Here is a 19,583-nt window from a genome sequence, read left to right on the forward strand (position 1 = left end):
GCCGCTAGGCGGCGGGGTACAGCGGAGCATCCCGCCAGGTGATGTCGATGCGTGGGGCACGCGGGGGCCGCTCGGCCGCGAGGCGGGCGAGCTGGTGTTCCACGTCGGACACCGGCGGTGGCGGTTGGTCCGTGGTTCGCGTCGAGTCCCGTTGCAGGACTTCGTCGATGCGGTGTAGTCGGTTGGCGCGGAGCTGATCGGGTGTGTCGGTGTTGCGTCGCCAGCCGTAGCGGCCTTTGTCGGGGCCGTCGGTAATCTTTTCCGTCGACCACTGGTGCGGTTCGGAACCGACGGCTCGATTGTGGGGTCCGCAGGCGGGGGCCAGGTGGGTGGAGTCGGTGAGCCCACCGTCAGCCCAACCCTGTTCGGCGTGATGCATTTCGGTGTGCGCGAACGGGACACCGCAGTCGTCTTTGCTGCAACCGCGGTACTGCGCGAACGCCATCAGCCGTTGTGCCTGTGATGCCAACCGACGTGAGCGGCCGAAGAACAGAGGTTCGTTGGTGATGTCGCTGAACACCGCGAGGTGGGGCTGCGCGTCGGCGGCCAGCTTCACGACGTCACCGATCGGTAGATCGCTACCGGCCGCGGTGCGTGCGACGCCGGCGTGTTCACGGAGTTGGGCGTCGGTGATGGAGACAATGATCTGTGGCGGTAACCCTCGGTGAGATCCGCCGAGCAGGCCACCGTTGACGGCTGCATCGAGAATGGCTTTGAGCGCGTCGTGGTTGCGTTGGGACTGCGACCGGCAATCTCGATCCGCGGCTTCCCGGAGGAGTTCGGGGTCGGCGTCGGTGTGATCGCCTTTCGGGGACTGGTCATCGTCGGGATTGTTCATCCCCGGCGCGGCCCACTTCGCAAGGACGACGTCGAACAGTGCGCGCGTGGTCGGGTCCAGGGTGGCGGTGAGCTTCGACATCAACTGGCTGTCCTGGCAGTCGAGGTTCAGTTTGCGATTTCGTGCGCGGTCGCGGTCGTCGGTGAGTTGTCCGTCGGGGTCGAGGTGGGCGAGTATCCGGACGCCGGCGGCGCCGATCTCTTTCGGCGTCAACGTGGTCGCGAAGTCGGCCAGGACTTCCTCGGCTCGCGCCCGCTGTTCCTCATCGACCGCCGACGGGATCTTGTTCATCACGTCGAGGACCGCGTGGACGTGGTCGGGGCCGATCGCGCCAGTGGCCAATTCGCGTGCCGTGTTCGGGCACACCGGCGGCAGCTTCTCTCCGGTCATGGCGTGCATCGGTTCGAGCGCCTGCACTTCTTTCAGGCGCTTCTTCGGTTGCGTCACGCGCAGTGTCGTCCTCAGGAACTCGGCCAGGTTCACGCAACCGACGGCGCGGTGGGCGTCGCGGTCGGACACCTCGAGGATCCGGCGATTGCCGGCGGCTTCCAGCTGGCGGGTGATGCGCTCGTTGCGGATGGCGAGATCCGCGACCTCCTCGTCGGTGCACGAGGTGGAGTCCGCGGAAAGGATTCGGTCCACAATCTGTTCCAGGGCAGCGTAATCCGATTGAATGCTGTTCATCGGCCTGTCCCCTCCCCAGGTGGATCTGTACATCTATCCTAGCACGGATGTTCGAGGGGTGGGCGATTGAATGTGGTGAATAGTGTTGAACGCTGGTGCATTTCGCTCGTCTGGTTGCGTTCTACTATCGCTGACGGTGCGGAAGCCGGTCGCCGAGTGTGCGTTGTCTCGATGTCGGCTCACGTCGTGCGGCGAGCACACTCGACGGCCGTTTCCACACAGTCAGCACAACCGGCCGTTTCCGCACAGTCAGCACCACCGGCCGTCTCCGCTGTCAGTAGGCGATGGTCTGTGCGACGGCGACGGCGACGAGGCCCGCCGACAGCGACACGAACGACAACCCCGACACGGCGCGGTAGGCGAGCGTCTCCTGGATCTTCTCCTCGAAGGCCAGCGGCACGAACAGCAGCGGGTTGACGATCGCGCCGATGGTGACGAGCACCAGCACCCAGGCGGGTGTGTCGGTCGCGACGAGTCCGACAGCGATCAGCAGCAGCCCCATCAGGATCCAGTCGAGGTGCGTCTGGAACACGCGGCGGTGATGTTTGATGCCGACCCTGTGCAGGTACTGCGGTTTGTCGACGACGAGCACCATCGCGAAGCCCGACAGGGCGCCGACCGCGAGCGACCACAGTCCGATCACCGGGAGCAGGTCTCTCATGAGGCCGAACTCTACGGTCCGACCGCACCCGGTGGCGCAGGTGGTGTGATGTGGCGCATACTGCAAAGCAACACATCGATGAGTTTGTGTCATTGACGATCGAAGGAGATCGACCCGCATGAGCACACCCAGCACGCAGAAGGCCCCGGCCGCGCACTTCCGGTCGGCCGACGAGCGGTCGCTCGATCAACTCCTGGAACTGCAGCGCGCGGCCTTCCTGCGCGACGGCATCCCCGACGCCGCCACCCGCATCGATCGGATCAACCGACTGTCGGCCCTGCTCCTCGACAACGCCGAGGAGATCGCCGAGGCGCTCGACGCCGACTTCGGCACCCGACCGCGCGACCTGTCGATCGCCACCGACGTCGCCGGCTGCATGATCGACCTGGCCCACCAGCGCAAACACGTCGCGCAGTGGATGAAGACCGAGAAGGTCGCGAAGGCGATGGGCGCGGCCGGGTTCTCCCAGCGCATCCGGCACGATCCGCTCGGCGTCGTCGGCATCATGGGTCCCTGGAACTTCCCGTTGCAGCTGACCGTGGTACCGGCCGGCTCGGCGTTCGCGGCCGGCAACCGGGTGATGATGCGCCCGTCGTCGGTGACCGCCCGCACCACCGCGGTGCTCGCGAAGCACGCGCCCGACTACTTCTCGCTCGAGGAGTTCGCGGTCCTCACCGGCGCCCACGGGTCGGGATCGGACTTCGCGAAGCTCAAGGTCGACCACATGTTCTTCACCGGGTCGCCCGGGGTGGGCGCCTCGGTCGCCACCGAGGCGGGCCGCAACCTGGTGCCGGTCACCCTCGAGCTCGGCGGCAAGAACCCGGTCGTGATCGACGTCGACGCCGACATCGAGGACGCGGCCAAGCGTCTCGCCGACGCCCGGATGGTCAACAGCGGTCAGGTCTGCCTGTGCCCCGACTACGCCTTCGTGCCCGAGGCCCACCTGCAGCGTTTCACCGACCTCATCGTCGCGCGGTGGCGCGAGAACTACCCGTCGATCCTGCACAACGATCAGTTCACCTCGACGGTGAACGAGAAGAACTACACCCGCATCGTCGATCTGATCGACGACGCCGTGAGCCTCGGCGCGCAGAAGCGGCAGGTGGTCCCGCCGGGCGAGAAGCTGCCCGACGCCGCCGCCCGCAAGATCCCGCCGACCGTGCTGACCGGTGTCCAGGCAGGCATGAAGATCGAGGAGGACGAGGTCTTCGGGCCCGTGCTGACCCTCTATCCCTACCGCGACCTGTCCGAGGCCGTCAGCCACATCAACGGCCACGGGCATCCGTTGACCATCTACTGGTTCGGCCCCGACAACGAGCGCTACGAGACGTTGCAGCGATCGACGCGTTCGGGATCGGTGAACGGCAACGACTTCGCGCTCAACCTGCTCAGCGCCGAACTCCCGTTCGGCGGTGTCGGTGGCAGCGGGATGGGCAGTTACCACGGCAAATTCGGCTTCGCGACGTTCTCGCACGCCCGCGCGGTCACCCACTCGCGGATGCCCATCAGCTTCGGGCAGCTGATGTCGGCTCCGTTCACCAAGAGCGACACCCGATCGACGAACCTGCAGCTGTCGATGTGGAAGTGGATCACGCGGCGGGCGACGCGCAAGAACCGCTGACCGGCGACGGGCAGGTCGGGCGACCGAGCGCTTGCTAGGGTCGATGCGATCGACCCTCGATCGGGAAGGTGGCCGCCCGTGGCCTCGTCACGACGCGACGAGTTGCTCGCCCTCGCCGGACGTATGTTCGCCGAGCAGGGCCTGCGCACCACCACCGTTCGCGACATCGCCGATGCGGCAGGCATCCTGTCGGGCAGTCTCTATCACCACTTCGACTCCAAGGAGTCGATGGTCGACGAGATCCTGCGGCAGTTCCTCGACGACCTGTTCGCCCGCTATCACGAGATCGTCGACGCCGATCCGCCCGCCGACGAGGCGTTGAAGCAGTTGGTGGTCGCGTCGTTCGAATCGATCGACCGTGACCATCACGCGGTGGCCATCTACCAGGACGAGGCCAAGCGCCTGTCGTCGCTGGAGCGGTTCGGCTACATCGCCGAGCGCAACCGCGAGTTCCGCGGGTTGTGGGAGACGGTTCTCGCCAAAGGTGTTCGGGACGGCACCTTTCGGGCCGACATCGACGTGGAACTGGTCTACCGATTCCTCCGCGACACCGTGTGGGTGGCCGTGCGGTGGTATCGACCGGGCGGGACGATGCCCGCACAGACGGTCGCCGATCAGTACCTCGGGGTCGTCCTGCACGGGCTCGTCCCCCGCTGACCGACCGGTCGATCAGCGGGAGCTCGGCACTACTTCGCGGTGAGCGGGTGGATCTTGAGCGCCCCGAGATGCTCGCCGACCTTGCCCATGGCCGCGGTCAGGTGCGGCGAGGCCATGTGGGCGTCGAGATCGGACTGCGCCTTCCACAGCTCGATGGTGACGAAAGTGCCCGGCTCGGCCTGTGATTCGTACAGGTCGTAGGAGATGCAGCCGGGCTCGTCGCGGGTGGCGGCCGCGAGCTCGGCGAGCGCGTCTCCGACCTCCTTCTCGAATCCGGGCTTGGCCGGGATGGTCGCCACCACATGCAGATCGCTCATCGACAACGCTCCTTTGCGCTCGAGGTCCCGGCGGACGCCGACACCTTCGTCTCGAACGTACCGGTCGCGTGGTCGGCGTCGGGCGTGAGTGGGCTCAGCGCAGGATGCGCATCACCGCGTCGACGACGAGATCGGTGACGGCGTCGGGCCCGCCCCGTTCGTCCGCACCCAGCTCACCGTCCGAGCGGAGCGCGATCACCGACTCGACGAGGCGGAAGGGGACCGCGACCCGGGGGTCGTCGTGGCCGACGATCTCGCCGGCGATCGCCGCGTAGACGTCACGCAGGGCCAGGCGCGCCGACCGGAAGCCCTCGAACCGGTCGCCGCGCACGTCGGGCAGCAGATACAGGGCACCCAGATTCCATCGCGAGGTGGCGAGCTGATCGACGTCGAAGCGGACCAGGTCGGTCATGCGATCGCGGGCGTCGCTGTCGGGATCGAGCGCGAGCGCGAATTCCATGGTGGGGGAGACGGTCTCCTGCAGCAGCGCGGCGAGGATGTCCTCCTTCGTCCCGAAGTGGTGGTAGAGCGACGCCTGGCGTAACCCCACCGCCTCGGCGATCGCCCGGGTCGAGGTACCGGCGAAACCCTGTGTGGTGAACAGTTCTCCGGCTGCGTCGAGGATCTCCTCGCGTGGACTGCCGCCGACGCGACGTTGCGCCACGAGGCGCGGTCGACCGGGGCCGGTGGCGGCGGGTGGACGGATGCTCACGGGCCCGACGTTACTGCGGACTCGGCGTCCGTCGCCGGTGAGCACTCGTTGACACGCTGTTCACAGAGGCGAAACCACCGGAAACCCGGAGCTGGCTACATTTCGATCATCCGATAGAAAACCGCTCCGGTGATGCAGCGGGCCCGACACACAGGAGTGCTGCCATGACCGCTCTCGACCCCCCGACCGCTCTCGACCGAAAGTCCGCCGCGACACGATCCGGTGGCTCCGCGCATTCCTCGGCCGCCGACGCCGAGGCGCTGTCGCAACTCGGTTACACCCAGGAACTCCACCGCGGTATCGGTGGATACGCCGCCTTCGCGTCCGGGTTCTCCTTCGTGTCCATCCTCACCACCGTGTTCGCCCTGTTCGCACTGGGATTCGGACTGGGCGGACCGAGCTTCTTCTTCACCTGGCCGATCGTGTTCGTGTGCCAGTTCTGCGTGTGCCTGGTGTTCGCCGAACTGTCGGGCAAGTTCCCGGTCGCCGGTGCCATCTACCAGTGGTCGCGACGCCTCGCCGGAAACGGGGTGGGCTGGTTTGCCGGCTGGTTCATGCTGATCGGTTACATCGTCAGCGTCGCCGCCCTCGCCATCGCGATGCAGAGCGTGCTCCCGTCGATCTGGTCGGGGTTCCAACTCGTGGGCACCGACACCGCTCTCGCCTCGGTCTCGGGTGCCACGAACGCGATCATCCTGGGCAGCATCACGATTGCGCTCTGCACCGTCATCAGCGCCGTGGGGGTGTCGTTCATGGGGAAGATCACGATCATCGGCGTCACCATCGAGATCATCGGTGTCGTCCTCCTGGTCGTGCTCATGTTCGTCCACTCCGAGCGCACGCCCGCTCAGGCCGTCCTCGACACCGGTGGACACGGGACCGGCCTCGGCTACCTCCCCGGGTTCCTCGCCTCGATGCTGATGGCCGCATACGTCATGTACGGATTCGACTCTGCCGCTGAGCTGTCCGAGGAGACCCGCGACCCGCGCCGCACCGCGCCGAAGGCCATCGTCAACGCATTGCTCGTCTCCTTCATCGGCGGTGGCCTCATGATTCTCGGCGCCCTGATGGCCGCACCGTCGCTCGGAGCTCCCGAACTCTCCGCCGACGGCATCGCCTGGGTGATCACCAGCCAGCTCGATACCTGGATGGGGACAACGCTGTTGACGATCGTCGCGATCGCCATCTTCTCGGCCACCCTCGCCATCCAGGCCTCGGCGTCTCGCGTCATGTTCTCCATGGCCCGTGACAACCGACTCCCGTTCGGATCGTTCCTCGCGAAGGTCAACCCGCGCACCGGGACCCCGGTCAACACCGGCATCGTGGTGAGCGCGCTGGCGATCGCGGTCCTGCTGGTCAACCTCGGCCAGGCCGGGGTGTTCGCCGCCATCACCAGCGTCTCGGTGGTGATCGTCTACATCGCCTACCTCATGGTGACGATCCCCGCGCTGATCCACCGGGTGCGCGGTACCAGCCTCAGCTTCGGACGTCCCGTCTTCGATCTGGGTCGCTGGGGGATCCTCGTCAACGTCATCGCGGTGGTGATGGGCACCCTGCTCATGATCAACATCGCCTGGCCGCGCGCTGAGGTGTACGACCCCGACGGCACGTCGTGGTTCCTGCACTACTTCGCGATCATCTTCGTCGCGCTCACCCTCGTCGTCGGTGCAGCGGCCTACCTGCGGGTACGCAACCTGCCGGGCGCACCGGCCCCGACCGATGCCCTCGTCGGCGCGAAGCGGTCGCGATGAGCGCCCCCACCGCCTCCACCGCCGGGGCCAAAGCCCATGCACGTGCGCAGGAGGGCGCGATCACCGACTCGATGCCGGTGGTGCCGCCCTCACGGTGGCCACGCCTGCCCGGCGGTGTCGCAGCCGACGACATGACCTGGGCCGAGACCGTCCCCGGCGGTCGGTACACCTCCAAGGTCCTCGCCCGCGGCACGCGCGTGCGTCTGCGTGACGTGACCGGCAGCGCGTGCGCGAACCTGTTGCTGTGGCGCGCCGACGCGCCGTGGGAACGACTCAACGTCGCCGACACCGTCAAGGTGCCGTGGCAGGCCTACCTGGGCGAAGGTCACCCGTTGCTCAGTGACCAGGGCCGGGTGCTCGCGACCGTGGTCGCCGACGACTCCGGCCACCACGACGCCCTCTGCGGCACCACGACACTCACGCAGAACCGGACCAAGTACGGCTCGGGGCAGCTGCACTCGCAGAGTCCGGCCGGGCGGGAACTGTTCACCGTCGCTGCCGCGAAACACGGACTCACCCCCGCCGACGTGGCACCGTCGGTGTCGTTCTTCCACGGCGTCGTCGTCGAATCCGACGGGAAGATCACCTCGAAGGGGTCCGCCGGGCTCGACAAGCACGTCGATCTCGTCCTGCACCTGCCGTGCATCGTCGCGATCGCCAACACCGCGCACCCCGTCGACCCGGCGCCCACCTTCGACACCGGCCCGCTCGAGGTGCTCGCCTGGCGTGCCGAGGCCGATCTCGCCGATCTGATCGCCCGCGCCGGTGACACCGACCCCGAATATCGCCGCGCCGTCGCCAATTCCGAGGACACGGCACTCGCCGCGTCGCTCTGACCCCGCATCCCGAACCGAGGAGTTCCCCATGTCCGCCCCCGCTGCCGAGGCTCCCGCTCACGACACCACCGCCGACCAGGCGATGGTCCCCGGCGCCGTCATCACCGATTCCGAGGTCGACCCCCGTGGCCCCTGGTCGCAGGCCGTCGCGGCCGGTGACGTCCTCACCATCGTCGACCTGTACGGCAATCAGGCCGTCGACACCCTGTTCTACGGGATGAAGCCCGATGGCACAGTCGATCCCGCGGCCCGGTACTCGGCGCAGGCGACGATCACCGCGCAGGGCAACGTGTTCCTGACGACCGGCTCGGTGATCCGTGATCAGGAATCGAACCCGCTGATGACCATCGTCGCCGACGAGGTCGGTAACCACGACACCCTCGGCGGTGCCTGCTCGCAGGAGTCGAACACGTTGCGCTACGGCCACCACACGAAGCATCAGCACGCGTGTGTCGAGAACTTCCTCGCCGAAGGGGCCCGGCACGGACTGGGCAAACGCGACATGGTCGGCAACGTGAACTTCTTCATGAACGTCCCGGTCGATCCCGACGGCGCACTGGGCATCGTCGACGGCCTCTCCGCGCCCGGCAAACGCCTCGCGCTGCGCGCCGAGGTCGACACCCTCGTCCTGATCTCGAACTGCCCGCAGATCAACAACCCCTGCAACGGTTTCGATCCCACCGCCGTGCGTGTGATTGTCACCCGACCCGAGGTCGGCTGATGTCGGCCATCATTATCGAGCGCGCGGGTCCGATGACCACCGTGCAGGACTGGCCGGGTCGGATCGGGTACTGGAACGTCGGGGTGCCGCCGTCGGGACCGATGGACGACCTGTCGTTCCGGCTCGCCAACATCGCCGTCGGCAACGCCGAGGGCACACCGGCGTTGGAGGCCACGATGATCGGCCCGACCCTGCGGTTCACCGCTGACGCGACCGTCGCCGTGACCGGGGCCCCGGCGCCGGTCACCCTCGATGGCGAGCCGGTCGCGCAGTGCGCCCCGATCGCCGTCACGGCGGGATCGGTGCTGGCGGTCGGCGCGGTCACCCTCGGCATGCGGGCGTACATCGCCGTCGCCGGAGGGTTCGCCGCACAGGAGTTCCTCGGCAGCGCAGCGACGTTCACCCTCGGCCGCTTCGGCGGCAAGGACGGACGTTCTCTGCGCGACGGCGATCAGCTCACCGTCGCCGATCACGCCCCCGCGGGTGCCGCGCGGCGCATCCAGTACGAGGAGGAACCCGCCATCGGGTCGCGCTGGGAGCTCGCGGTCACCGTCGGTCCGCACAGTGCACCGGAGTTCTTCACCGACGACGACATCGCGACCCTCTACGCGACCGACTACGAGGCGCATTTCAACTCCGACCGCACCGGTATCCGTCTCGTCGGCCCGAAGCCACGATGGGCCCGCGACGACGGGGGAGAGGCGGGCCTGCACCCGTCGAACATCCACGACACCGCCTACTCGGTGGGTGCGCTGGACTTCACCGGCGACACCCCGATCCTGCTGGGTCCCGACGGCCCGAGCCTCGGCGGCTTCGTGTGTCCGGTGACCGTCACCACCGCAGACCGGTGGAAACTGGGGCAGATCGCGCCCGGCAACCGCGTACGGTTCGTCCCGGTCCGGGCCGCCGAGGCCGCCGACCCTCGGGCGATCGGCGAATCCCGGCGCTCGCAGTACATCCCGGTGGTGTCGACCGGGGGCGACGACGACCACGGTGTGCTCACCACCGCCGACACCGTCGACGGCCGATCCACCGTCACCTATCGGCGCAGTGGCGACGACAACGTGCTCGTGGAATACGGCGACATGGCCCTCGATCTCGCGTCGCGTGCGCGGGTACACGCCCTGGCCGAACGCATCGAGCTCGACCGCCCGGCCGGGCTGATCGACCTGACGCCCGGGATCCGTTCGCTGCAGGTCAAATTCGACCCGTCGCGGATCGCACAGCCGACGGTGGTGGACTGGTTGCGCGAGTGCGAGGCCGACCTCCCATCGGTGACCGACCTCGTCGTCCCGAGCCGCACCGTGCACCTGCCGCTGTCGTGGGACGACCCGTCCACACGCGAGGCCACCGAACGCTACATGCACGGCGTGCGGGCCGATGCGCCGTGGTGTCCGTGGAACATCGAGTTCATCCGACGCATGAACGGACTGCCGTCGGTCGACGACGTGCACCGCGTGGTGTTCGACGCCGAGTATCTCGTCCTCGGGCTGGGCGACGTGTATCTCGGTGCGCCGGTCGCGGTCCCGACCGACCCCCGCCACCGCCTGGTAACCACCAAGTACAACCCCGCCCGCACGTGGACCCCGGAGAACGCCGTCGGGATCGGTGGTGCCTACCTGTGCGTCTACGGCATGGAGGGCCCCGGCGGATATCAGTTCGTGGGTCGTACCACCCAGGTGTGGAATCACCGGCATCCGCAGGCGACCGTGGGCTTCGACCCCGAGAACCCCTGGCTGTTGCGGTTCTTCGACCGCATCCGCTGGTGCCCGGTGTCCGCCGACGAACTCCTCGACCTGCGCGCCGACACCGCGGCCGGTCGCGGTCACATACGGATCGACGACGGACGCTTCTCCATCGCCGAACACCAGGCGTTCCTCGACGCGAACGCCGACGACATCGCGGCGTCACGAGGCGCGATGGAGGCGGCGCGTGCGCTCGAGCGCCGCCGGTGGTCCGATGGCGGCGAGGTCTCCGTCGCGCGGGAGCGTGTCGCATGACCGCGGTCGCCGCGCCCGGCCGTATCGCCGGTATCCACGCTGAGATCGAGCGCACCGGCCGCCACGGGGTGTTCATCCACCTCCGACCGGAGCGCGATGTCGAGGCGGAGCTCGCCGCCTCGGTGGCCGCAGGCGGGCCGCTCGCCGGTGTGGTGTTGGCGGTGAAAGACAACGTCGACGTCGCCGGTCTGCCGACCACCGCCGGGTGCCCGTCGTTCGCGAGCATCGCCGAGACGGACGCACCGGCGGTGGCCGCCCTACGGGCCGCGGGTGCGGTCGTGATCGGCAAGACCAACCTCGACCAGTTCGCCACCGGACTCGTCGGGACCCGGAGCCCCTATGGTGCGGTGCGGGATTCGCGCCGTCCCGACCACATCTCCGGCGGGTCCAGTTCGGGGTCGGCCGTCGCGGTGGCACTGGGGTTCGCCGACATCGCGATCGGGACCGACACCGCGGGTTCGGGGCGCGTGCCCGCAGGACTGCAGGGCATCGTCGGTGTGAAGCCGACCCTCGGGGTGGTCTCGACCGAGGGTGTCGTGCCGGCCTGCGCGAGCTACGACTGCGTCACGATCTTCGCGGCCGACCTCGCCACCGCGGACCGCGCGATGGGCGCGATGGCGACAGCCGCCGGACCGCGACCGTTCCCCGCCGACACCACGCTCGCCGCGACCGCAGACCCGGTGATCGCCGTGCCTGCCGATCTGTCTCCCCTCGCCGAGGACTGGCGGGTGGCGTTCGAGCGTTCCGTCGAGAACGTTCGTGCCGCAGGATGTTCGATCCGCGAAATGGACATGACCGACTTCCTGGCCGCGGCCGCGCTTCTCTACGACGGTGCCCTGGTCGCCGAACGCCACGACGCCGTCGGCGCCTTCGTGGACACGGGTGCGCCGGATCTCGATCCCACGGTGGCGGGGATCATCGCTGCGGCGTCACGGTTCTCGGCGACCGATCTGCTCCGTGATCGACGTCGTGTGGCCGAGCTCCGGGACTCGGCGCTGGCGCTTCTCGACGGGGTCGATGCGCTGATGGTCCCCACTGCTCCGGAACACCCGTCGCTCGACGACGTCGCCGCCGATCCGGTCGGGGTCAACTCCCGCATGGGCACCTACACCAACTTCTGCAACCTCTTCGACATGTGCGCCCTGGCCGTCCCCGCCGGCACGGCCGGGTCCGCGCAGTTCGGTGTCACGCTGCTGTCAACGGCCCACCGCGACGCGGTCCTGATCGATCTCGCCCGACGTGTCGCCGGCGCCGACCCCGGTCCGAGCTGGGTCGAGAACGTCGCCGACACCGTCGAACTCGCGGTGTTCGGTGCGCACCTGCGGGGTCAGCCACTCGATCACCAGCTCGTCGGCCGCGGTGCCCGGTGGGCCGGCGACATCACCACAGCACCCGCTTACCGGCTCGTCGCCCTCGACACCACACCACCCAAACCCGGGCTGGTGCGTGACGACGTCGCCGGTCGGGCGATCCGCGGCGAGAAGTGGGTGGTGTCGTCGGCCGCGTTGGGCGTCTTCCTCGCCGAACTGCCGGCGCCGATGCTGCTCGGGTCGATCGAGCTCGCGGACGGGACCGCGATGGTCGGGTTCGGCGCCCAGGCGCAGGCGCTCGCCGAGGGGACCGACCTGACCGTCGACCACTGGCTCGATCGCTGAGACCGGTACCCGCGGTCGACTTTGCTAGCGTGGAAGTCGGTCACCATGACCCTCGGACGAGCGCGCCGTACCCGACCAGCGACAAGACGGTGCTCAGGAGTCCGTCATGGCGTGGTTGGTTCTCATCATCTCCGGTGTCTTCGAGGCGGTCTGGGCGACGGCGCTCGGCAAGTCCGAGGGGTTCAGCCGTCTGACACCGTCGGTGGTCTTCGCGATCGGGCTCGTCGCGAGCATGGCCGGTCTCGCGTTCGCGATGCGCAGCCTCCCCATCGGAACGGCGTACGCGGTGTGGGTGGGTATCGGTGCGGTGCTCACGGTCACCTACGCCATGCTGGCCGGTGACGAGTCGGCGTCGTGGGCGAAGATCGCCTTGCTCACCGTCATCGTGGGAGGTGTTGTCGGACTCAAGGTCCTGCACTGATCTGCCGTCAGCCGACCGCGAACACGTCCAGTTCGACCGTGGTCGGGGTTCGTTCCCCGGTGGCGACGAACAGCGTCTCGGCGAGCCAGGCGTGGGCCGGATGGGCGCTCGACAGGGTCGGCCGGGTGCGGAAGTAGATGCGGTGTGGATCGACCGGCTCGTCGCGCAGCAGAGCGGCGACGTCGGCGGCGCTGCCCACCCGCAGACCGACGTTGTGCACCGAGATGCGTGCACCGTCCTCGGTCTCGAGGACGTACCGCGCGTCGAGTTCGGTCACCCGCTCGGAGCGCAAGTGCTGATGATCGGCGCCTACGGGGAGGACCCGTCCGCGCAACCGCGGCCCGAAGACGGTGCCACCCAGGATCGGCACCACTCGTCGGTGGCCGTGGGGGAGGTCGCCGAGGTCGATCGGCGACCCGACGTCGATCGAGAGGTGCGCGACGAACTCCAGGGCCGGCGCGGACGGCGGTGTCACAGGTCGGTGCGGTCGGCGAATCCCTCGGGCAGTTCCGACGGTCCGACCGAGATCACCGATTCGTCGTCGGCGCCGACGTGCTCGAACAACGTGATGTACGCGAACTCGGGCACCACGTAGATCGGGTAGGTGGGCCCGGCGTCGCGGAACGCCCGCATCTCGTCGAGGTGGTCGTTCTGGAACACCACGGTCTTCGAGCCGGCGTCCTCCACCCACTTCGGGAAGAAGATCGTGCCGTGCAGACGACGTTTCCCCGGCAACACGTTCACCACGACCGAGGTGCCGGTCGGCTCGTTCCAGGAGATCTTGAAGACGTCGTCGTCGAGAGCGACGAGGTCGACCGCCTGGTCTTTCACCCAGCGGCCACCCACCATGCCGGTGTGGATGCGGTAGTCGATGGTGGTGGCGTTCTTCACGTACATCTCGTACTGCCACGAGTTCGCGTAGGTGTAGATGAACCGGTGGCCGACGATGCCGGACAGGTCCTGCATGGGGATGGGGTTCTGGACGGATGTGGTGGTCATGGTGGTAATTTTGTCACAAAATCATTACCTGTGGCAATAGCTCGGCCCGGTGGCTACTGTCTCCTCACCAGGGGAGGTCTGAGTTGCTTAGCAGGGGAGCAGTGACGAACGGCGACGCATCGGCACCCTCGACCGCGCAGATCGCGACCGAACTCGGTCGGGTCATCGGTCCGCTGCGCCGCGCGATCCTGCGGTCCGCCCGATCGGCGGAAGGCCTGCCCGACCTGCCCGACGCCCACATCCAGGTGCTGCGCGCCCTGTCCGAACGGTCACCGCAGACCTCCGGCGAACTCGCCGCGGGCCTCAACCTCGCTCGCCCGACCATCAGCAACGTGCTCCGGGGGATGACGGCCGCCCATCTGGTGACACGACTTCCCGGCGCCGACGACATGCGCCAGGCGTGGATCGCGCCCACCGACCACGCCCGTGATCTGCTGGCGCGCTACGACAGTGCGAGTTCGGTGCTCATCGATGCGGTGTTGTCGGGACTGACCACCGCGCAACTCGCCGCGGTGGCGCAGGCCCTGCCGGTGCTCCACGAGATCGCCATCGGCCTCGCGCACGGCACCGACGACGCGGACTGAATCAGCGGCGTCGCGCGATCATGGCGCGGGGAGTGCCGGAGACGGTGATCTCGCTCGCGCCCACGGCGTCGGACAACTGTTGTCGGAGATCGGTTCTCGTGTCCTCGTCGAGGACGAGCAAGCGCGAGTAGGTGAACACCGAGTCGAGCCATTCCTCCGTCGGCACCGTCTGCGTCATCGGGAACTCCTCGGTGCGGACCTCGAAACCGGCCGAGGTGAACCGGGCCACCACCTCGTCGGTCGCGCGGCGCGCGGCGGTGTCCCCGAGGGGCACCACCCGTTCGATCACCGCGCGGATCCGGGGATCGTCGAACGTTCGCCAACTCGCCTCGTGTGCCAGCAGGGCGACGTGCCCACCGGCGGGCACCATCGCAGCGAGCCGAGGCAGGGCCACCTCGGGGTCGACCCAGTGCCACGATCGTGCGAACACCACGAGGTCGAACTGACGTCCCGCGGGATCCCACTGCTCGAACGTGCCGTCCTCGACCGCAACACCTTTCGCACGGGCGATCGCGGCCATCGCAGCGTCGGGTTCGACGCCGACCACTTCGCATCCCCGCGCGGTGAGCGCGGCGGCGGCCTTGCCGGTGCCGGTCCCGACATCGAGCACCCGCGAACCCAGTTCGGCGACTGCGTCCATCATCGCGGCCGGGAAATCCGGCCGGTGCCGCTCGTAGTTGTCGGCCTCGGCGCCGAAGCTCAGTGCCAGCGCGCGATCGGTGTGCACCGGGCGGGTCGGTCGGGTGGCGGTCGCGACGTAGGCGACACCGGCAACGGTCACCCCGTCGGATCCCACCAGGGCGGCGAGATCATCACGCAGCGAGGCCTTGTCGGAGTCGGACAGCACGATCTGTGCTGAGAACGTGAACACCATGTCGAGCCAGGCGTCGGTGGTGTACTCCGCGCGCACCGGGTAGGTCGTCTCGGTCACGGTGAAACCGCCCGCGGTCAGCGCATCCGACAGCGAGACATCGTCGCTCGAACCGCGCGGTGGCGCGGTGGGGGTGTACCGCTGGTAGACGGCGTCGAACGCCTCGGCCGATGGTGACTCGGGATTCGTCATGTGCCACAGCAGTACGAGGCGTCCACCCGGGTTCAGCAGCGACATCGCCTTGGGCACAGCGACGGTCGAGTCGACCCAGTGCCACGATTGTGCGAACAGGATCAGATCGAACGTCCGACCCGCGGCGTCCCACTGCTCGAACGTGCCCCGCTCGACGCCGATCCCCTTCGCCGCGGCCACCTCTGCCATCGCCGCGTCCGGTTCGAGGGCGAGTACCTCGAGTCCGCGATCGGCGAGCTGCGCCGAGGCGATACCGGTCCCCGCCCCGACATCGAGCACACGCCCACCACCGGCCGCGGCCACGATGTCGTCGATCACCTCATCGGGGTACCGGGGTCGGTGTGCGTCGTAGGCGCGCGCCACGGCACCGAACGAATCGGCGCGATCACGTTGTGCGTACAGGGGATCGGTGTCGGCCACGACGCCCAGCGTAGCCAGCGCGGCGGTGGGGGAGCCGGCCTCGATCAGTCGATTCGGGCGAGTGCGGCGATCCGGTCACGGGCGTCGCCGACGATCGACTGGATCAGTGCCTCGCAGCTCGGGAGGTCGTCGATCATGCCGACCACCTGTCCCGAGGCGAGGACACCCGCGTCGGTGCTGCCGTCGACGAGACCCGCCTTGAGGAGCATCGGGGTGTTGCCGGCCATGATGATCTGCTGCCAGCTGCGCTCGCCGGATCTCCGCATGCTGCGGCCGTCGGTGAGCATCGTGGTCCACTTCATGCCGGTCATCTGCTTGAACTCGTTGGCGTTGCGCGCCGCCGCGACGAGCGCGCTCACGGGGTTGCCGCCTTCGAGTTTCTCCACCAGCGAGGTACGCAGCACGCGGTGCGGCATGCCGTCGACCTTCGTGGACACGACGGTGTCGTTCAGCGTGCGCCCCAAGTACTCCTGTTTCACCGAATCCGGCACGGTGCTGTCGGAGGTGAGCAGGAAGCGGGTGCCCATCGCGACACCGGCCGCGCCGTAGGAGAGTGCGGCGGCAAGGCCACGGCCGTCGAAGAACCCGCCCGCAGCGACGACCGGTATCCCGTCAGAACCCAGGGCGTCGAGCACCGACGGCAACAGCAGCGTCGTCGCGACCGGACCGGTGTGGCCACCGCCCTCGCCGCCCTGCACGATGACGGCGTCGGCACCCCAGGAGGCGACCTTCACCGCGTGCTTCGCCGCGCCGATCGACGGGATCACCACGATGCCGTGGTCCTTCAGCTTGGCGATGAGGTCTTTCTTCGGCGCCAACGCGAACGACGCGACGCGCACCTCCTCGCGGATCAGCAGGTCGATCCGCTCGCCCGCGTCGGTGGCGTCGGCGCGGATGTTCACCCCGAACGGTTTGTCGGTCGACGCCTTCGTCTTCTTCACGGCCATCTCGAGCTCGTCGAAGGTCATGGTCGCCGAGGCGAGGATCCCCAGCCCGCCGGCATTCGACGTCGCCGAGGTCAGCGCGGCCCCCGACACCCAGCCCATGCCGGTCTGCACGATCGGGTAGTCGACCCCCACCAGCTCGGTGAAGGCGGTCCGCATCGGTGCCGCGCGGCCGGTCATCGGCTCGCCTCCACCGGCTTGACCTCACGCTCGCGCAGGCCCTTCGGGTCGATCACCGTACGGATCAGGTCGAGTTCGTGTGCATCGGGTTCGCGGGTGACGCCCGCCGCATCGAGGTCGGCGACGTCGAAACCGGTGTTCTCGGCGACCTCGTCGGCGCTGACACCCGGATGCAGCGACAGCGCCCGCATCGTGTGGTCGGGGCCGCCGAAATCGAAGACGCCGAGGTTGGTGACCACGCGGTGGATGTGGAGGAATCGATAGGCCGGGTTGTTCGGGTCGACCTGGCTGTACCCCACCCCCGACACCACGTCGACCTCGCCACCGAACACCCGGGACGAGTGTTTGGCGACCCAGTAGCTCGTGGGGTGGTTCAGGGTGTTGCCGGGAGCCCCACGCACGCCGAACATCTGGCGGGTCGGGTGCTGCAGGGGGCCGAACGCCGACAGGTTCTGGTTGCCGTGGCGGTCGATCTGGTTGGCGCCCATCACCACATGGCGGCGACCCGACGCGACGACGTCGAACACCTTGCGGAACGGCATCCACCCCTCGATGGGGGCCGACCGTCCGACGGCCGGGGTGTCGGCGAAGATCAACGCCTCACCGTCGGTGATCACCAGGTCAGGCTCGGTGGTCAGACGCGCCAGGCGCGCACCGATGAGTGGTGTCGTCGCCATCGGCGAGGCCATGATCTCGCCTGCACCGCTGAAGATCTCGGCACACGCGATCACGCAGATCTCCGCGCGGGTCACCTCGGTCATGCCGTGCCCTCCTGCTCGCTCGCCCAGTCGCGGACACGTGCCTGATAGGTCTCCTCGTCGACGGCGAGGAACCGCTCCGAGAACGCCCGCCATGCGTCCGGGTCACCCGCCGAGGCGGCGTAGAACCGTTGGAAGGCCTCGTCACGGCCGTAGTCGCCGGCGAACGTGAAGTGCGCGCCACCCGGCGCGTGGATGACCCGGTCGACGTTCATCCGGTTGAGCAGCATGCGTTGCAGGGGAACCTCATCGACGAGTTCGGCGGTCTCTACCACCCGATCGACCTCGAGGAGGCGTCGGCGCGCGGCACCACAGAACAGGTCGTCGAAATAGGGGTCGACACCCGTGTAGGCGGCATTGCCGTGCACGTCGCCGATGTCGAGATGTACCAGCGCGACATCGAGTTCGAGGGCGGGCATCGCGATCAACGTCTGGACGCGTCCGTCGGCGTCGGGATACGGCGAGGTGACGGTGCGCAGTTCGTCACCCCAGAAGTCGAGCACCGACGACCCGAGGCCGGCGCGGATCGGCAGGAACGGCAGCCGCGATGCGGCCGCCTCGAGCCCGCACTTCACCATGCCCTCGTCCATCTCGCGGACCTCGATGGCGCCGGTGGTGCGCGCGTGCGCGAACCACGGATCGTAGAACGGCGGTGAGTCCAACGACACGAACCCGTAGTACGCCTTGCTGACCTTGCCTGCCGCGCAGAGCAATCCGAGATCGGGGCCGCCGTAGGTCACCACGGTGAGGTCGGTGGCCTCCGACCGGGCCAGCGCCCGCACCAGGGCCATCGGCTTGCGCCGCGACCCCCATCCGCCGATCCCGATGGTCATGCCGCTGGAGATCTCGGCGACGGCCTCGTCGAGCGAGCAGCTCTTGTCGGTCTGGGTGCGCACCGCCGCGGTCATCCGCGGGCCTTCCCGGTGGTGACGAACGCGTCGCGGTGTTCGTCCGCGACACCGGCGAGGTTGAGTTCGAAGGTGTAGCCCTGCTCGAGGCGGTAACTGGTCTTCACGTCGACGGGATCGATGCCGTTGATGGCCTCCTTCGCGGCACGGATCACCCGCGTGTCCTTCGCGGCGATGAGTCGTGCGACCTCGAGGGCGGCGTCGAGCAGATCGGCTCGCGGCACCACCCGATAGACCGACCCGAAGTGCAGGAGTTGTTGTGCGGTCACGTTCTGCGCGGTGAAGTACAGCGTGCGCATCAGATGCTGGGGGACCAGGCGCGCGAGATGTGTTGCCGCGCCCAGTGCCCCGCGGTCGACCTCAGGGAGCCCGAACACCGCATCGTCGGAGGCGACGATCACATCGGCGTTGCCGACCAGACCGACACCGCCGCCCACACAGAATCCGTTGACCGCCACGATCACCGGTACCGCGCAGTCGTACACCGCACCGAAGGCGTGTGCACAGCCGCGGTTGGCGCCGATGAGGGCGTCGAATCCTTCGGTGGCCTGCATCTCCTTGATGTCCACGCCCGCGTTGAAGCCGCGCCCCTCGGCCCGCAGGATCACCACGTGCGTCGTCGGGTCGGCGCCCGCGGCGAGGATCGCGTCGCCGAGGGCGAACCACGCGGCGCTGGGCAGGGCGTTGACCGGCGGGAAGTCGACCGTGACGGCCACGACGCCCGGCTCGATCGTCGATGTCGTGATCGGCATGTGCGCTCCCACGTCCTCTCTCGCATGCTCGGACTCGGCCGGTGGTTACCAACCAAACACTTGCTTGGTAGCGTAGCAGGCGGTGAGAGCGACGATCGGAG

General features: G+C 68.3%; 20 protein-coding genes and 1 riboswitch. Of the genes, 9 read left to right on the top strand and 11 right to left on the bottom strand.

The genetic code is table 11. The annotated features are described in order from the left end of the window. Positions 1–4: 4 nt before the first annotated feature. Both ACLBW1_RS05050 and ACLBW1_RS05055 read right to left on the bottom strand, forming a co-directional pair. The gene (locus tag ACLBW1_RS05050) at positions 5–1,522 is read right to left on the bottom strand and encodes a DUF222 domain-containing protein (RefSeq protein ID WP_447810458.1); all 1,518 of its coding nucleotides are present in this window, start codon (positions 1,520–1,522) and stop codon (positions 5–7) included. A 274-nt stretch (positions 1,523–1,796) separates the two neighbouring features. Then, positions 1,797–2,183: a hypothetical protein gene (locus ACLBW1_RS05055; RefSeq protein WP_447810460.1), complete on the bottom strand. Its 387-nt coding sequence runs from the start codon at positions 2,181–2,183 to the stop codon at positions 1,797–1,799. A gap of 118 nt (positions 2,184–2,301) precedes the next feature. Here ACLBW1_RS05055 and ACLBW1_RS05060 point away from each other — a divergent pair, with 118 nt between their 5' ends. Continuing rightward, positions 2,302–3,804 carry an aldehyde dehydrogenase family protein gene (locus ACLBW1_RS05060; RefSeq protein WP_447810461.1) on the top strand — a complete coding sequence of 501 codons (1,503 nt, stop codon included), beginning with the start codon at positions 2,302–2,304 and terminating at the stop codon, positions 3,802–3,804. A gap of 48 nt (positions 3,805–3,852) precedes the next feature. Beyond that, a complete protein-coding gene (locus ACLBW1_RS05065; protein ID WP_447811147.1) occupies positions 3,853–4,461 on the top strand; it encodes a TetR/AcrR family transcriptional regulator in 609 nt (202 codons plus the stop codon). A 29-nt stretch (positions 4,462–4,490) separates the two neighbouring features. Here ACLBW1_RS05065 and ACLBW1_RS05070 read toward each other — a convergent pair whose 3' ends face one another. Both ACLBW1_RS05070 and ACLBW1_RS05075 read right to left on the bottom strand, forming a co-directional pair. Continuing rightward, positions 4,491–4,778 carry a putative quinol monooxygenase gene (locus ACLBW1_RS05070; RefSeq protein WP_447810462.1) on the bottom strand — a complete coding sequence of 96 codons (288 nt, stop codon included), beginning with the start codon at positions 4,776–4,778 and terminating at the stop codon, positions 4,491–4,493. A 94-nt stretch (positions 4,779–4,872) separates the two neighbouring features. After that, complete coding sequence (locus tag ACLBW1_RS05075) at positions 4,873–5,490, bottom strand: TetR/AcrR family transcriptional regulator (RefSeq protein ID WP_447810464.1); 618 nt, start codon at positions 5,488–5,490, stop codon at positions 4,873–4,875. Positions 5,491–5,654: 164 nt separating this feature from the next. On the opposite strand from ACLBW1_RS05075, the gene ACLBW1_RS05080 reads away from it, so the two are divergent. From ACLBW1_RS05080 to ACLBW1_RS05105, 6 genes are all read left to right on the top strand, one after another. Further along, a complete protein-coding gene (locus ACLBW1_RS05080; RefSeq protein WP_447810466.1) occupies positions 5,655–7,241 on the top strand; it encodes an amino acid permease in 1,587 nt (528 codons plus the stop codon). Continuing rightward, positions 7,238–8,077 carry an urea amidolyase associated protein UAAP1 gene (locus tag ACLBW1_RS05085; RefSeq protein ID WP_447810467.1) on the top strand — a complete coding sequence of 280 codons (840 nt, stop codon included), beginning with the start codon at positions 7,238–7,240 and terminating at the stop codon, positions 8,075–8,077. Before ACLBW1_RS05080 ends, ACLBW1_RS05085 begins: the two co-directional genes overlap by 4 nt. 28 nt (positions 8,078–8,105) lie before the next feature. Next, positions 8,106–8,798, top strand: a complete 693-nt coding sequence (locus ACLBW1_RS05090; protein ID WP_447810468.1) for an urea amidolyase associated protein UAAP2 — start codon at positions 8,106–8,108, stop codon at positions 8,796–8,798. Continuing rightward, positions 8,798–10,798 (top strand): 5-oxoprolinase/urea amidolyase family protein, encoded by a 2,001-nt coding sequence (locus ACLBW1_RS05095; protein ID WP_447810469.1) that lies wholly within the window; start codon positions 8,798–8,800, stop codon positions 10,796–10,798. Before ACLBW1_RS05090 ends, ACLBW1_RS05095 begins: the two co-directional genes overlap by 1 nt. Continuing rightward, on the top strand, positions 10,795–12,453 hold the full coding sequence (gene atzF / locus ACLBW1_RS05100) for an allophanate hydrolase (protein WP_447810471.1): 1,659 nt from the start codon (positions 10,795–10,797) through the stop codon (positions 12,451–12,453). The genes ACLBW1_RS05095 and atzF overlap by 4 nt, the downstream gene beginning before the upstream one ends. Positions 12,454–12,486: 33 nt before the next feature. Beyond that, positions 12,487–12,549: riboswitch (guanidine-III (ykkC-III) riboswitch) on the top strand. A 10-nt stretch (positions 12,550–12,559) separates the two neighbouring features. Then, positions 12,560–12,874 (top strand): DMT family transporter, encoded by a 315-nt coding sequence (locus tag ACLBW1_RS05105; protein ID WP_447810472.1) that lies wholly within the window; start codon positions 12,560–12,562, stop codon positions 12,872–12,874. Between the two features lie 7 nt (positions 12,875–12,881). Here ACLBW1_RS05105 and ACLBW1_RS05110 read toward each other — a convergent pair whose 3' ends face one another. Both ACLBW1_RS05110 and ACLBW1_RS05115 read right to left on the bottom strand, forming a co-directional pair. Further along, positions 12,882–13,349: a DUF3237 domain-containing protein gene (locus tag ACLBW1_RS05110; RefSeq protein ID WP_447810474.1), complete on the bottom strand. Its 468-nt coding sequence runs from the start codon at positions 13,347–13,349 to the stop codon at positions 12,882–12,884. After that, complete coding sequence (locus tag ACLBW1_RS05115) at positions 13,346–13,873, bottom strand: phenolic acid decarboxylase (protein ID WP_447810476.1); 528 nt, start codon at positions 13,871–13,873, stop codon at positions 13,346–13,348. Before ACLBW1_RS05115 ends, ACLBW1_RS05110 begins: the two co-directional genes overlap by 4 nt. A gap of 101 nt (positions 13,874–13,974) precedes the next feature. Here ACLBW1_RS05115 and ACLBW1_RS05120 point away from each other — a divergent pair, with 101 nt between their 5' ends. Next, positions 13,975–14,457: a MarR family winged helix-turn-helix transcriptional regulator gene (locus ACLBW1_RS05120; RefSeq protein WP_447810478.1), complete on the top strand. Its 483-nt coding sequence runs from the start codon at positions 13,975–13,977 to the stop codon at positions 14,455–14,457. A gap of 1 nt (position 14,458) precedes the next feature. On the opposite strand, the gene ACLBW1_RS05125 is transcribed toward ACLBW1_RS05120, so the two are convergent. The 5 genes from ACLBW1_RS05125 to echA20 are packed head-to-tail and all read right to left on the bottom strand — an operon-like array spanning position 14,459 to position 19,482. Then, the gene (locus ACLBW1_RS05125; protein WP_447810480.1) at positions 14,459–15,940 is read right to left on the bottom strand and encodes a class I SAM-dependent methyltransferase; all 1,482 of its coding nucleotides are present in this window, start codon (positions 15,938–15,940) and stop codon (positions 14,459–14,461) included. Positions 15,941–15,984: 44 nt separating this feature from the next. After that, positions 15,985–17,064 (bottom strand): NAD(P)H-dependent flavin oxidoreductase, encoded by a 1,080-nt coding sequence (locus ACLBW1_RS05130; protein WP_447810482.1) that lies wholly within the window; start codon positions 17,062–17,064, stop codon positions 15,985–15,987. Further along, entirely contained in the window at positions 17,061–17,825 is a 765-nt protein-coding gene (locus ACLBW1_RS05135) for a CoA-transferase subunit beta (RefSeq protein ID WP_447810483.1), read from the bottom strand. The genes ACLBW1_RS05130 and ACLBW1_RS05135 overlap by 4 nt, the downstream gene beginning before the upstream one ends. Continuing rightward, positions 17,822–18,730: a CoA transferase subunit A gene (locus ACLBW1_RS05140; RefSeq protein ID WP_447810485.1), complete on the bottom strand. Its 909-nt coding sequence runs from the start codon at positions 18,728–18,730 to the stop codon at positions 17,822–17,824. The genes ACLBW1_RS05135 and ACLBW1_RS05140 overlap by 4 nt, the downstream gene beginning before the upstream one ends. Continuing rightward, positions 18,727–19,482 carry a (7aS)-7a-methyl-1,5-dioxo-2,3,5,6,7,7a-hexahydro-1H-indene-carboxyl-CoA hydrolase gene (gene echA20 / locus ACLBW1_RS05145; RefSeq protein ID WP_447810486.1) on the bottom strand — a complete coding sequence of 252 codons (756 nt, stop codon included), beginning with the start codon at positions 19,480–19,482 and terminating at the stop codon, positions 18,727–18,729. Before echA20 ends, ACLBW1_RS05140 begins: the two co-directional genes overlap by 4 nt. Positions 19,483–19,583: the final 101 nt, after the last annotated feature.

It is taken from the genome of Williamsia sp. M5A3_1d (assembly GCF_053345315.1).